Genomic DNA, 13,682 nt, shown 5'->3' on the forward strand with positions numbered 1-13,682 from the left:
TGTTCCCGCGGGTCGAGGGGCGATCTCAGCCCTCGAGCCGGCGCACCGGCCGGGCCACCCGCGCCGGGGCGGCGAGGCGGCGGGTCGAGCCGGTCTCCCGCACCCGCTCGAGCGCCTCACGCAGATAGGGCAGGGCGAAGGCGACGCGGCCCGTCTCCGGCACCTCGAGCAGCTCCTCGCGGATCAGCCGGCTGCGGTGCGCGTTCGCGGCGCCCACCTCGAGGCCCAGGCGGGCGGCCACATCCCCGACGGCGCTCGGGCCGTCGTCCTCGAGCATGGCGAGCAGGTAGTCCACGCGGCGCCCGGTCACGTCCCGCAGGGCGGGGCCGTGCACGTTGACGACCATCGCGTCCACCGCCGCCGCGCGGGCCGCCTCGACGTCCTCCACCTCGATGACGGGGGCATCGTCGGCGCGCTGCCACGCCTCCGCGCCGATCACCTGGATGAGGTACGGATAGCCCTGGGAGATCTCCCCGGCCCGTACCGCGGCCTCGACGGTGATCGAGCGGGGCGTGTCCGCGACGGTCTGACGGATGACCTCCGCCGCGGTGCCCACGTCCACGGAGCCGGCGTCCACGCGGTGCGCGCGGCGCAGGAAGGTGGTGCCCGGATGGGCGAGCAGCTCGTCCACCCCGGCGCGGATCCCAGCGGCGACGAAGCCTGCGCCGTGCCCCTCGCCGATCAGGTCCTGCATGTGCTGGGCGACCTCGTGGAGCTGGTCGCGGTCCGCGGACTGCACCTCGTCCACGCTCACCAGCAGGCCGCCGCCCGCACTCGTGAGCAGGCCGGCGAGGCGGTCGAGCAGCCGCCCGAGCGGCACCTTCTCCCCCGCGTAGCGGTCCACGTACTCGACGTCGGCCCCGGCACGCACGCCGAAGGCGCCGCCCTCGGCGGAGGTGGCGCGCACCTGCTCCGCGTCGGGGTCCAGCTCGCGCAGCAGGTCCGCCGCCGATCCGCGCAGCTCCTCGACCATCGAGGTGGAGGAGGTGTGCAGCACGATCGTCCGCCAGCGGGCGAGTGCGGCCGCGTCCCGCAGCTGGCTGAGCAGCACGGTCTTGCCCACGCCGCGCGCCCCCGCGATGAGCACGGAGCGCTCCCCGGCGGCGCGGCGCCCGGCGAGGGCCTCGGCGAACTCCTCGACCGGGGAGCCCTGCAGGGCGAGCACCCGCGGGGTGAGCCCGAACCCGGGGGTGAAGGGGTTGGTCGCGGGACTGGTCTCCATGGGGCCACGGTAGTGCGCGGGCCGACGCTCGCCGTGGCTCGCTGCAACACCCGGCCACCCCGCGCCGCTCCGCCCGAGCCCGCCTACGATCGAGCCCATGACCTCCGCGCCCGCCGTGCCCCGCCGTCTCGCCTACATCGACGCCACGGCCGGCGTGGCCGGGGACATGCTGCTCGCGGCGCTCGTGGACGCGGGCGCGGATCTCGACGGCGTCCAGCGGGTGCTCGACGTCCTGGTCCCGGGGTCGGTGCGCTTCACACCCACGGTCGTGGACCGCGGCGGCCAGCGCGCGTTGAAGGTGGACGTCGAGGTGCTCGTCGAGGACCCGCCGCACCGCACCTGGGCCTCTATCCGGGACATGCTGGAGCAGGCGCGCGAGGACGAGGCGGTACCGGGTCGCACGATCGACCTGGCCCTCGCGGTGTTCGGCCGGCTCGCCGACGCCGAGGGCGCGACCCACGGCGTCCCGGCGGACGAGGTGCACTTCCACGAGGTGGGCGCACTGGATTCCCTCGCGGACGTCATCGGCGCGTGCGAGGCGTGGCGGCAGCTGGGGATCACCGAGGGCGCGGCGAGCGTCATCGCGGTGGGCAGCGGCCGGATCCGCGCCGCCCACGGGGACATCCCGGTGCCGGTCCCGGCCGTCGCGCGGCTCGCCCTCGGCTGGCCGACGGTCGCCGGGGAGATCCTCCCGCCCCGCGGCCACACCCACCCGCACGCGCACGACCACCCGCACGGTCATGAGCACACGCCGCACGAGCACCCGGCACCGGTCCCGGGCTCCGACGCCGAGCTCCCCGCTCACATGCAGGGCGGCCCGCACGAGCACGGCGGCCGGCGGGTCCCGGGCGGCGTCGCCCCCGGCATCGGCGAGCTCGCGACCCCCACCGGCGTCGCCCTCGTCCGGGGCCTCGCCGCGACCGCCGGCCCGCAGCCCGCGATGACCCTCGCCGCGCTCGGCGTGGGCGCGGGCACGAAGGACACCCCCGGGCGCCCCAACGTGGTGCGGGTCCTGCTCGGCGAGACCGCGGCGGACGCCCACGCGACCCCCACCGCGGCCGTGCAGCTCGAGGCGAACGTCGACGACCTCGACCCGCGGCTCTGGCCCGGGACGATCGACGCGCTCCTGGACGCGGGCGCGCTCGACGCCTGGACCACGCCGATCGTCATGAAGCGCGGCCGCCCCGCGACGACACTGCACGTCCTCGCCCGCAGGGAGGACCGCGAGGCGATCGCGGAGCTGGTCATGGACCGCACCGGGACCCTCGGAGTGCGCTCGCACCACGTCGAGCGGATCATCCGCCGCCGCGCGTTCACCGAGGTCACGGTCGAGGGCCAGCGGATCGCCGTGAAGCTCGCCCATGCCCCGGACGGCGCCGTCGTGCGCCGCGAGCCGGAGTTCCGGGACGTCGCCGCGGCCGCCGTGGCCCTCGGGATCAGCGAGCGGGAGATGCTGGGCCGCGCCCGCGCGGCCGCGGAGGCCCTGCGCGGCTGAGCCCGTCCGACGGGCGCGCCCGTCGGCCCCGCCGTCGGACCTCCCGGTTCCCCTGACGCGCGCTGTGACGCCGGTCATACTGGAGACACAGCCGCCGCGCGAGGAGGAACCCCATGGCCGCCCTGTCCGATGCGATCAACCGCGCCGTCGCCGAGGCCCGCAAGGCCTCCAACGGCCGCCACGCCGAGGTCCTCGTCCACGACGGCCCGCTGCGCCAGAGCGTCATCGCGCTGCGCCAGGGCATCACCCTCGCCGAGCACAACTCCCCGCCCGCCGCCTCGATCTACGTGGTCCGCGGGCGCCTGCGGATCACGGGGGACGAGCCGGTCGAGGTCGCCCCCGGTCAGATCGAGGCGCTCACCCACCAGCGCCACGCCGTCGAGTCCCTCGACGACACGGTGTTCCTGCTGACCACGGTCACCTCCGTGCCCGGCACGGAGTCGTACGGCGGGGCGCACCTGGAGCTCTGAGCACCCCGCCGCGAAGGAACGGAGGGGCCGGACTCAGCGAGCGGCGGGCATCGCCGCGATCCGCTGCCAGGTCTCCACGACCGTGTCCGGGTTCAGGGACATCGAGGCGATGCCCTGCTCCACGAGCCATTCCGCGAGGTCCGGGTGGTCGGAGGGACCCTGCCCGCAGATCCCCACGTACTTCCCCGCCGCGCGGCACGCCTCGATCGCCCGCTGCAGCATGATCTTCACGGCCGGGTCCCGCTCGTCGAACCCGTCCGCGACGAGCGCCGAGTCCCGGTCCAGGCCCAGCACCAGCTGGGTCATGTCGTTCGAGCCGATCGAGAAGCCGTCGAAGTGCTCGAGGAACGCCTCCGGCACGAGCGCGTTCGACGGGATCTCGCACATCATGACGACCTCGAGCCCGTTCTCCCCGCGGCGCAGGCCATGCGAGGCGAGCAGGTCCACGACGGCCTTGCCCTCGGCGGGGGTGCGCACGAAGGGGATCATGAGCTTGAGGTTCGTCAGGCCCATCTCCTCGCGCACGTAGCGCAGGGCCTCGCACTCCATCGCGAAGCACTCGGCGAAGTCCGCGGAGACGTAGCGGGAGGCGCCGCGGTAGCCGATCATCGGATTCTCCTCCTCGGGCTCGAACACCTCCCCGCCCAGCAGGTTCGCGTACTCGTTGGACTTGAAGTCGCTCATCCGCACGATCACGGGCTCCGGCGCGAAGGCCGCCGCGATCATCGAGACGCCCTCCGCGACGCGCCGCACGAAGTACTCGCGCGGGGAGTCGTAGGCGGCGGTGCGCTCACGCACCTGCGCGGCGAGGTCCGGATGCTCCGCCTCGAGCGACTCGAGCTCGAGCAGCGCCCGCGGGTGGATGCCGATCTGCCGGTTCACGATGAACTCGAGGCGGGCGAGGCCCACGCCCTGGTGCGGCAGGCGCGAGAAGGCGAAGGCCTGCTCGGGGTTGCCCACATTCATCATGATCCGGGTGGGGATCTCCGGCATGGCGCCCGCGTCGGTGCTGGTCACCGAGAACTCGAGCTCCCCGGCGTAGACGTAGCCGGTGTCCCCCTCCGCGGCGGAGACGGTCACCGTCTCCCCGTCCTGCAGGATCCGCGTGGCGCTCCCGGTGCCGACGACGGCCGGGATCCCCAGCTCGCGCGCGATGATCGCCGCGTGGCAGGTGCGGCCGCCGCGGTTGGTGACGATCGCGCTGGCCCGCTTCATGATCGGCTCCCAGTCCGGGTCCGTCATGTCCGCGACGAGCACCTCGCCGGGCACGAAGTCGTGCATCTGCTCGATCGAGGTGAGCACCCGCACCGGGCCCGCGCCGATCCGCGCGCCGATCGCGCGGCCTTCGACCCGCACCTCGCCGCGCTCGGCGAGGCGGTGCTTCTCGATCATGGTGCCGGCGCGGGACTGCACCGTCTCGGGGCGGGCCTGGAGGATGTACAGCTCCCCGTCGGCCCCGTCGAGGCCCCATTCGATGTCCATCGGCCGGCCGTAGTGCTTCTCGATGACGAGCGCCTGCCGGGCGAGCCCCTCGACCTGCTCGTCCGTCAGGGAGAGACGGCGCCGCTGCTCGGGGTCGACGTCGACGAAGGCGGTCGTCCGGCCGACGGCGGCGTCGTCGGTGTAGACCATCTTCAGGGCCTTCTCCCCCACCTGTCGGGCGAGGATCGCCGGCCGGCCCGCCTCGAGACCGGTCTTGTGGACGTAGAACTCGTCGGGGTTCACGGCGCCCTGCACGACGCCCTCGCCGAGGCCGTACGCGGAGGTCACGAACACGGCGCCGTCGAAGCCGGACTCGGTGTCCATCGTGAACATGACGCCCGCCGCGCCGATGTCGGAGCGCACCATCTTCTGCACGCCGGCGCTGAGCGCCACGGCCGCGTGCTCGAAGTCGTGGTGGACCCGGTACGCGATCGCGCGGTCGTTGTAGAGGGAGGCGAACACCTCCCGGATCGCGAGCAGCACCGCGTCGATGCCGCGCACGTTGAGGAAGGTCTCCTGCTGGCCGGCGAAGGAGGCGTCTGGGAGGTCTTCCGCGGTGGCGGAGGAGCGCACCGCGAAGGAGGTCTCGTCCCCGCTGCCCGCGGAGAGCGTCTCGTACGCCTCCCGGATCCCCGCCTCGAGCTCGGCGGGGAAGGGCTGGTCGATGACGAGCTCGCGGATCCGGCGGCCGGTCGCGGCGAGCGCCTGCGTGTCCTCCGTGTCGAGCGCCCGCAGCTCCTCGTCGATCCGCTCCGCGAGCCCGGTCGCGCCGAGGAACTCCCGATAGGCCTCCGCGGTGGTCGCGAAGCCGTCGGGCACGCTCACCCCCAGGTCGGCCAGGTGCGAGACCATCTCGCCCAGGGAGGCGTTCTTGCCCCCCACCTGCTCGAGGTCGTCCATGCCGAGCTCGGAGTACCAGCGGATCGTGCGGCTCATGAGGGGCTCCTTCCGACGGCGGCGCCGTCTGCGGGGATGGGGGTGGGGACGGGTCAGCTCGGCGGCCTGCGGCCGGTGAGGGTCTGCAGGATGTGGGTGGACATCTCCTCGACGCTCGTGGAGGAGGAGTCGATCGAGGGGATGCGATGGCGGTCGTAGAGGCGGCGGGCGGCGTCGAGCTCCCAGCGGGTCTGCTCGATCGAGGCGTAGCGGGAGGCGGCGCGGCGCTCCCCGCGCACCTCGGCGAGCCGCTCGGGGCTCGTCACGAGGCCGAAGCAGCGATCGGCGAGGTGCCGGATCGCCCCGGGCAGCGCTCCCGCCGCGAAGTCCTCGTCCACGAGGGGGTAGTTCGCGACGAACACGCCGTGCATGAGCGCGAGGTACATGCTGGTGGGGGTCTTCCCGCAGCGGGAGGGGGCGATGAGGATGACGTCGGCCCGCTCGAGGGCCCGCACGGACTGGCCGTCGTCGTGCTCGATCGCGAACTCGACGGCCTGCATGCGGCGGTTGTAGCGGCGCACGTCGCCCACGCCGTGGAGGCGGGCCGGGGCGTGGTCGCCGGTCACGCCGAGCTGCGCCTCGAGCTGCGCGAGCGGGGCGGAGACGAAGTCGACGACGGGGGCGACGGTGCCCAGCAGCACCTCGCGCACGGCGTCGTCGACCACGGTGAGGAACACGATCGGCGGGACGGGGCCGCCGGCGGCCGTGTCGAGCTGCTCGCGCACCCGCTCGGCGTCGGCCGGGGTGCGCAGGAAGGGGAAGAGGTGCCGCTCGAAGGGCACCGAGGGGAACTGCAGCAGCAGGGCGTTGCCCATCGTCTCGGCGCTGATGCCGGTGGAGTCGGAGACGAAGTAGACGGGCACCGCGGGCGGGTGGTCCTGCTCCGTCGCCACGGGGTCCGAGGCGGGCGCCGCCGAGGGATCGGGGGCGGGCTCCGGGCGCGCGGCGGGGCGCGGCAGCGGCGGTGGGACGGGCAGCGGACGGGTCATCGGGCACCTCCCCTCGGCAGGAGCTCCCGCCGGGTCACGTCGTCGTGTGGCGCCACCGTAGCGGGGGACAGGTCACGGGCCAGGACATTCACCGTGTCGGTGGTCCAGGTCACGTCGTTCCGCGGCGCGACTGCGCGAACCGTGACGGGTCCTGCCCGCTTCGGTCACCTCCGGGCAGGGCGCTCCGACGGCGCCGCGACGGGCACCGCCCCGCCGGCCAGGACGGCCGACGGGGCGGTGGGTGACGGGCCGGGGCCCGGGCGTCAGGCGGCGACGCGCGAGTCGTCGCGGATCTGGCCCACGAGCTCCTCGAGCATGTCCTCCAGGGTGACGATGCCGATCACGGTGCCGTCCGCATCGGTCGCGGCACCGAGGTGCGCGCCGGAGCCCTGCATGTTCGCGAGCGCCTGCCGCAGCGGCTGATCGGCGCCGATGCGCGGCAGGCTGCGGATCCGCTCGGCGGGGATCGGCTGGTCGCGGGCCTCCTCGGAGGCCTCGAGCACGTCCTTGATGTGGATGTACCCGGCGAGCGCGCCGTCCTCCCCCAGCACGGGGAAGCGGGAGAAGCCGTCCACCGCGGCGGCCTCCGCCCCGGCGGGGCTGACCCCCACCGGGAGGGTGGAGACCTTCGCGAGCGGGATGACGAGGTTCGCGACGGAGCGCTGCTCGAAGGTGAGCGCGCCCAGCAGCAGGGCCTCGTCGTTGTCCTCGAGATAGCCGCCCTCCTTGGACTCGCTCACCATCGCGGCGACCTCGTCCCGGGTGAACACGCTGGTGACCTCGTCCTTGGGCTCGACGCCCAGGATCCGCAGGGCCAGGTTGCCGATCCCGTTGAACAGCCACAGCAGCGGCCGCAGCACGGTGACGACGCCCATGAGCACGGGGCCCAGGATCATCGCCATCCGCTCGGGGCCGGCGAGCGCGATGTTCTTGGGGACCATCTCGCCGAAGACCACGTGCAGGTAGGTCACGAGGGACAGCGCGATCGCGAAGGCGATCGGGTGCTGGAAGCCCTCGGGGATGCCGAGCGCGCCGAAGGGCACCTCGAGCAGGTGCGCGATCGCGGGCTCGCTGATCGCGCCGAGCGCGAGCGAGCACACGGTGATGCCGAGCTGGGCGCCCGCCATCATGAGGCTGACCTGCTCCATCGCGCTGATCGTCACCTTCGCGGCCCAGTTGCCCTCGAGGGCCTTGGGCTCGATGACGGAGCGGCGCGCGGAGATCAGCGAGAACTCCGCGCCCACGAAGAAGGCGTTCGCGAGCAGCAGGACGAGGGTGAGGGCGATGCCGCCGAGGTCGCTCAATGCTCGCCTCCCTTCTCCGCGGCCGCGCCGCCGGAGGCGGTCTCGCCGTCCTCGTCCTCGGCAGCGGGCTCGACGTGCACGTGCAGGGTCTCGATGCGGAGGCCGTCGACCTCGAGCACCTCGATCCGCAGCCGGGCCGGGTCCTCACCGGGGGCGGGGTCGGTGTCGACCACGACCTCGTCGCCCACCTCCGCCAGGCGGCCGAGCTCCATGGTGACCAGGCCGCCGAGGGTGTCGTAGTCCTCGTGCTCGGGGACGGTGACGCCGAGGCGGTCGGTGGCCTCGTCGGGCCGGATCCGGGCGGAGAACTCCCACGAGCCGTCGGGCTCGGGGGCGTCGTCCGGCTCCTCGTCGTGCTCGTCGCGCACCTCGCCGACGATCTCCTCGACGAGGTCCTCGAGGGTGATGAGGCCGGCGTGGTCGCCGAACTCGTCGATGACGACGGCCATCTGCAGGTGGCCGGCGCGGAGCGTGTCCATCAGGTCGTCGAGCGGGACGGTGTCCGGCACGAAGGTCGCCTCCCCCATCACGGCCGTGATGGGCGTCGTGGCGCGATCGGCGAAGGGGACGGCGAGGCCGCGGCGCACGTGGGCGACCCCAGCGATCTCGTTCTCCGGGTCGAGCACGGGGAAGCGGGAGTGCCCGGACTCGCGGGCGAGCTCGAGCAGGTCCTGGACGGTCTGGTCGGTCCCTAGCACGTCCATGCGGCCGCGCGGGACCATCGCGTCGTGGGCGCGCCGGTCGCCGAAGGCGAGGGTGCGCTGGACGAGCGTCGCGGTCTCCGCGGCGAGGGCGCCCTCGTCCGCGCTGCGGCGCACGAGCACGGAGAGCTCCTCGGCACTCCGGGCGGAGCCGAGCTCCTCCTGCGGCTCGATGCCGAGGCGGCGCACGATCGCGTTCGCGTTGCCGTTGAACAGACGGATCGGCCAGTGCAGGATCCGCGAGAAGATCCGCTGGAAGCCGACGACGGCCTTGGCCGTGCCCAGCGGCTTCGCGATCGCGAGGTTCTTGGGCACGAGCTCGCCGAAGATCATCGTCAGACCCGTGGCGAGGATCAGCGCGATCGCGACCGAGACGCTGCGCGCGGCGACGGGGCTGAAGCCCCAGCCCTCGAGCGGCGGCGCGACGATCGCGGCGATCGCGGGCTCCGCGAGGAAGCCGATCGCGAGGTTGGTGACCGTGATCCCCAGCTGCGCCCCGGAGAGCTGCGTGGAGAGGGTCTTCATCCCTTCGAGCACGCTCGCGGCGCGGCGGTCGCCCTTGCCGGCGGCGGCCTCGACCTCATTGCGCGAGACGGTGATGAGGGAGAACTCGGCGGCGACGAAGGCGCCGCACGCGAGGATCAGCAGCAGTGTGGCTGCGAGGGACAGGAGCGGACCGATCAGTTCCATCGGTTCCCCCCGTCCGGGAGGTGAGTTTCTGGGTGGCCCGAAGGCCTGGGACTGTCACCGGGGGCGTCGCTGGCGGCGCTCATGGTCTCCTTGTTCTCCTCGACTCCGGCGCCGTCTCTCGGCGCGGGATGAGGGAAGCGTACAGCGCCTCCCCTGGACCGCGGCAGAGGATTGTGCACCCGCGCACCGATGGGATCGGGCACCTTCCTCCGATCCTCGACGGTCCGCACCGTGACCAGGGGCGGGACCGCGCCGCTGGGGCGTTCAGCCCTCGGCGGAGCCGCCGGCGGTGCCCCCGTCGGCCCCCTCGAGCATGCGGCCGACGAAGCCTGCGATCGCGGCGAGCTCCTCCTGGTCGATGCCGTGCCCGAGGTACGGGCGGTGCACCTCCTCGAGGGCGGTGTGCGCGGTCATGAACGCGCGCACCTCGTCCTCCGCGGCGGCGTCGAACAGGGGATCCAGCCCGCCGTGGCCCCAGAGCGCCGGGGGCCGGCGCTCGGCGAGCGCGGCGTCCCCCGGCTGCGGGGCGCCGAAGGGACGGCCGGAGAGCTGGACGATCCACTCGAGCGCGCGGGCGTCGCGACGCAGCAGGTGGAGGGCGAGCATGCCGCCCTGCGAGAAGCCGATCGCGCCGACGACGGTCCCGGGGGTGCGGGCGATCCAGTCCTCGACGGCGGCGGCGGACTCGTCGATGAGGGACGGGTCGCGCGGGTCCACGGGTGGCGGGGCCATCCAGGCGTAGCCCGCGCCGCAGGCGAGCACGCCGCGCAGGGAGGCGTAGACGGGGCCGGGCGGCAGCATCGGGGCGAGGCCGAGGAGGTCCTCCTCGTGGCTGCCGAGGCCGTGGAGCAGCAGGACGACCCTGTCCTCGGGACCGGGCGGGCGGGGGTGGAAGCGCACGGCGGCGTCGTCGATCGCGGAGGGGAACGGGGTCAGCCGGGTGACCGGCGGGAAGCGGGGGGTGCTCACGCCCCGAGCCTAGTGCCGCGATCCGGGCTCCGACATGGGCGGACCCGCAGGGTGCGCGGTGCGCGTGCCGGCTGGACGATGGCCGACCCCTGCGGGTCCGGGCAGCTCGGTGGTATTCGCTGCGGTCCGTCGATCTGGGGGCCCGCTGCTGCGGGTCAGAGTCGATGGTCGCCTCAGCGGCGAGCCACCTCACATGTCCGATGGGAAATCATTCCTCGGATCACCTCCTTTCCGTGTACCACCACGGTAGGCCTGCCCGGCAGGACTCACAAGGCATTTAACCGTGGGGAGAACACGCAGGTCAGAGGCACCTGAGGGGGGTGCGTCAGCCCTGCTCGTCGGGACGGGGCGGGACGACGGTCGTGCCGCCGGCCGCGGGGCCGGAGGGGGCCGGGGCGGCCTTCGCGGGAGAGGCCTGGGCGTTCTCGAGCTTGGCGAGCTGGCGCGCGGCGGCGTCGCGGCCGCCGAGGCCGAAGGCGAGCACCGCGGCGGCGGCGCCGCCGATGACGAGGGCGCCGAAGGCCATCTCGATGATCGAGTCGGCGACGCCCATGGACTGCAGGCCCATGGCGGTGAAGAGGATGATGATCGCCCACTTCACGACGGTCGCGGCGGTGCCGGAGAGCATCTTGCCCACGATCGTGGCGATGAAGAAGCCGGCGGCGACGATCACGCCGCCGAACAGGACGTTCCCGCCGAGCGCCAGGATCTCGGAGAGGATCGCGGTGACCTGCGGGAAGCCGAGCACCTGGGCGCCCATGACGGCGAAGAAGAGGATCACGGCGATCTCGACGACCTTGAGGACCGTCGGGGTCGCGGAGGAGCCGGCGGGCAGGATCTCCTGCTTCTGCAGCCAGGCGTCCACGCCGGTCCCGTCGAGGATCGGGCGGATCAGGCCGGTGACGAAGCGGGCGATGAGCACGCCGATCGCGACGAGGGCGACCGCGGCGATGATGTTCGGGATCGCGGTGAACACCGTGGTGAGCATCTGCGAGGCGGGCTCGGAGATCGAGGCGATGCCGAGGATCTGCAGGGCGGCGATCGAGACGACGATCATGATCAGCGCGAACACGACGGAGCCGAGGATCTCGGGGACCTTCGAGCGCTGGGCGGGAGCGCCCTGCTGACCGGGAGTCTGCTGCTGACCGGGTGCGGCCTGCGCGGCGGCGGGGCGCTGGGTGCTGCCGGTGACGCCGCCGGTGGCCTTGTCGAAGCCGGCCTGGGCGGTGCCGAGGAGCTTGCCGAAGTCCACCGCGTTGAGCGCGGTGACGATGAGCGCCTTGACGATCTTGGCGATCATCAGGCCGATGACGAACACGAAGCCGGCGCCGATGATGTTCGGGATGAAGCCGAGGCCCTGCTCGAGCATCGTGGTGACCGGGGTGAGGACCTGGGTCAGCTGGAAGATGCCGAGCACGATGACGAGGCCCAGCAGCCAGACGACCATCGAGACGATGGTGCCGAGGGCGCTGCCGAGCTTCGCGCCGTCGGCCCCCTGCCGCTGGAGGGCGGGGATGCGCCCGCTGAGCTTCGCGACCGCGTTCTTCAGCACGGTCGCGAGGATCGCGGTGATGATCAGGACGACGAGGGCGGAGAGGACCTTGAGGCCCAGTCCCGCCCAGTCGTAGTTCGCCAGGGAATTCACGGTGTCCTCCGGACGTCGGTTTCGATGGACGGGTCCACGACGCGACGAATCACGGCGGAGATCCGGGAAGTCCCGGGAAGCGACCTTCACGGGTCCTTCACACCGGACAGCATGGACCCCACCTGCGACGATCGTCCAGAATCACTGGTGACACACATATTATTGAATTAACAAGATAAAGGGTTCGTCAATTCTGCAGGTCAGGTGCCGCAGAAGGTGACGACGGGTTCCGGGGCGTCACCGGGGAACTCCATATCGGCATATTCCGGACGCTCCCGGAACGGCTCGGCCACCCCGTCGAGCACGCGCAGCGCGGCCGCCTCCTCGCCGGCCTGGGCCGCGGCGAGCGCGTCCTCGAGCAGCCGGTTGCGGGGGATCCGGCGGGGGTTCGCCCGCCCCGCCTCCGCGAGCGCGGCGCGGGCCTCCGGGCCCTCCCCGCGCAGCGCGAGCAGCCGCGCTTACCACGCCTCGATCGCGGCCGACGGCGCCCCGGGCAGGACCGCGCCCGGCTGCGACTCCGCGACCGCGCGGAACGCGAGCGTGTGGTCCGCCCCGTGCTCGGTGAGCAGGGCGAGCAGCTCCTCGCCGAGCTCCCCCGCCGCGGCGAGCCGCTGCGGGTCCTCGACGCCGGGCACGCCGAGCTTCCGCGCGAACCCCCGGGCACGCGCCTCGAGGTACGCCGGCTCGAAGCCCTCGAGCACGGCGGTCGCGGCGCCGACGCCCCGCTCGGGATCCTCGGGGTCGATGGCCGGGAGCAGCGCCTCGGCGAGGCGGGAGAGGTTCCACAGCGCGATCCCCGGCTGGTTGCCGTAGGCGTAGCGGCCCTGCCGGTCGATCGAGCTGAACACGGCTCCCGGCACGTGGGCGTCGAGGAAGGCGCAGGGTCCGTGGTCGATGCTCTGCCCCGAGAGCGCCATGTTGTCGGTGTTCATGACGCCGTGCACGAAGCCCAGCAGCATCCACCGCGCCAGGAGCTCCGCCTGCGCCTGCGTCACCGCCTCGAGCAGCGCGAGCGGCGGGTTCTCCGCCTCCGCGGCGCGGGGGTGGTGGCGGGCGATCGCGAGGTCGACGACGGCCCGCACGGCCCCCTCCCCGTGGTGCCAGGCGGCGTGCTGCACGGTCCCCACGCGCAGGTGGCTCGCGGCGACCCGCACCAGCAGCGCGCCCGGCTCGGGCTCGTCCCCGCGGCGCGGCGCGATCCGCTCCCCGGTCGCGAGCACGGCGAGCGCGCGCGTGGTCGGGACCCCGGCGGCGTGCAGGAACTCGCCGATGATCGCCTCGCGGAGCATCGGTCCGAGCGGCGCCTTCCCGTCGCCGCCGCGGGCGAAGGGCGTGCGGCCGGAGCCCTTGAGGTGCAGGTCGACGCGGCGCCCGCGTCCGTCCTCGAGGTCGCCGAGCAGCACGGCGCGGCCGTCGCCGAGCTGCGGGTTCGGCTGGCCGAACTGGTGGCCCGCGTAGGCCTGCGCGGTGGTGAAGGGCGGCTCCGGCGGTGCCTCGCCGGGGGCGAGCGGGCGGCCGTCGGCCCCGATCCTGCCGGTGAGCAGGGCGAGGCCCTCGGGGCCGCGCAGAAGGTCCGGGTCGATGCCGAGCTCCGCGGCGAGCGCCTCGTTCAGCCACACGATCCGTGCTGCGGGCACGGGATCGGCCTGCCAGGGCACGGAGAGCGCCGGCAATGCCACGGCGGTGGACTGGGCGAGGGCGGGCAGCGCGTTCCGGGTGGTCGCCATCGGTCCAGCCTACGGTCGTCGTCGCCGTCCGGGCGGGGGCGGGGCGGGGAGC

The 13,682-nt window shown here is 73.6% G+C and carries 10 protein-coding genes; 2 read left to right on the forward strand and 8 right to left on the reverse strand.

The features are described 5' to 3' along the window. Positions 1 to 25: 25 nt before the first annotated feature. Positions 26 to 1,222, reverse strand: a complete 1,197-nt coding sequence (locus ACYVAP_RS04765) for an ATP-binding protein (protein WP_498859777.1) — start codon at positions 1,220 to 1,222, stop codon at positions 26 to 28. Positions 1,223 to 1,319: 97 nt separating this feature from the next. On the opposite strand from ACYVAP_RS04765, the gene larC reads away from it, so the two are divergent. Both larC and ACYVAP_RS04775 read left to right on the forward strand, forming a co-directional pair. Then, a complete protein-coding gene (gene larC / locus ACYVAP_RS04770) occupies positions 1,320 to 2,717 on the forward strand; it encodes a LarC family nickel insertion protein (RefSeq protein WP_498859778.1) in 1,398 nt (465 codons plus the stop codon). Positions 2,718 to 2,830: 113 nt separating this feature from the next. After that, a complete protein-coding gene (locus ACYVAP_RS04775) occupies positions 2,831 to 3,187 on the forward strand; it encodes a cupin domain-containing protein (protein WP_264450318.1) in 357 nt (118 codons plus the stop codon). 33 nt (positions 3,188 to 3,220) lie between these two features. On the opposite strand, the gene ppsA is transcribed toward ACYVAP_RS04775, so the two are convergent. From ppsA to ACYVAP_RS04810, 7 genes are all read right to left on the reverse strand, one after another. Continuing rightward, positions 3,221 to 5,605: a phosphoenolpyruvate synthase gene (ppsA, locus tag ACYVAP_RS04780; protein ID WP_498859779.1), complete on the reverse strand. Its 2,385-nt coding sequence runs from the start codon at positions 5,603 to 5,605 to the stop codon at positions 3,221 to 3,223. A gap of 53 nt (positions 5,606 to 5,658) precedes the next feature. Next, positions 5,659 to 6,594 (reverse strand): pyruvate, water dikinase regulatory protein, encoded by a 936-nt coding sequence (locus tag ACYVAP_RS04785; RefSeq protein ID WP_264450316.1) that lies wholly within the window; start codon positions 6,592 to 6,594, stop codon positions 5,659 to 5,661. 263 nt (positions 6,595 to 6,857) lie between these two features. Next, positions 6,858 to 7,898: a hemolysin family protein gene (locus tag ACYVAP_RS04790; RefSeq protein ID WP_498859780.1), complete on the reverse strand. Its 1,041-nt coding sequence runs from the start codon at positions 7,896 to 7,898 to the stop codon at positions 6,858 to 6,860. After that, positions 7,895 to 9,289: a hemolysin family protein gene (locus ACYVAP_RS04795; protein WP_498859781.1), complete on the reverse strand. Its 1,395-nt coding sequence runs from the start codon at positions 9,287 to 9,289 to the stop codon at positions 7,895 to 7,897. Before ACYVAP_RS04795 ends, ACYVAP_RS04790 begins: the two co-directional genes overlap by 4 nt. Before the next feature lie 264 nt (positions 9,290 to 9,553). Further along, the gene (locus tag ACYVAP_RS04800; RefSeq protein ID WP_498859782.1) at positions 9,554 to 10,258 is read right to left on the reverse strand and encodes an alpha/beta hydrolase; all 705 of its coding nucleotides are present in this window, start codon (positions 10,256 to 10,258) and stop codon (positions 9,554 to 9,556) included. A 325-nt stretch (positions 10,259 to 10,583) separates the two neighbouring features. Continuing rightward, positions 10,584 to 11,903 (reverse strand): mechanosensitive ion channel, encoded by a 1,320-nt coding sequence (locus ACYVAP_RS04805; protein WP_498859783.1) that lies wholly within the window; start codon positions 11,901 to 11,903, stop codon positions 10,584 to 10,586. A gap of 458 nt (positions 11,904 to 12,361) precedes the next feature. Next, positions 12,362 to 13,630 carry a protein adenylyltransferase SelO family protein gene (locus tag ACYVAP_RS04810; RefSeq protein ID WP_498859784.1) on the reverse strand — a complete coding sequence of 423 codons (1,269 nt, stop codon included), beginning with the start codon at positions 13,628 to 13,630 and terminating at the stop codon, positions 12,362 to 12,364. Positions 13,631 to 13,682: the final 52 nt, after the last annotated feature.

The organism is Brachybacterium horti, assembly GCF_054777615.1.

Bases quoted from the DNA above. Each gene is read 5' to 3' on its own strand.
- ACYVAP_RS04765 (WP_498859777.1), bottom strand. From the start codon at position 1,222: ATGGAGACCAGTCCCGCGACCAACCCCTTCACCCCCGGGTTCGGGCTC.
- ACYVAP_RS04795 (WP_498859781.1), bottom strand. From the start codon at position 9,289: ATGGAACTGATCGGTCCGCTCCTGTCCCTCGCAGCCACACTGCTGCTG.
- ACYVAP_RS04775 (WP_264450318.1), top strand. From the start codon at position 2,831: ATGGCCGCCCTGTCCGATGCGATCAACCGCGCCGTCGCCGAGGCCCGC.
- ACYVAP_RS04810 (WP_498859784.1), bottom strand. From the start codon at position 13,630: ATGGCGACCACCCGGAACGCGCTGCCCGCCCTCGCCCAGTCCACCGCC.
- larC (WP_498859778.1), top strand. From the start codon at position 1,320: ATGACCTCCGCGCCCGCCGTGCCCCGCCGTCTCGCCTACATCGACGCC.
- ppsA (WP_498859779.1), bottom strand. From the start codon at position 5,605: ATGAGCCGCACGATCCGCTGGTACTCCGAGCTCGGCATGGACGACCTC.
- ACYVAP_RS04785 (WP_264450316.1), bottom strand. From the start codon at position 6,594: ATGACCCGTCCGCTGCCCGTCCCACCGCCGCTGCCGCGCCCCGCCGCG.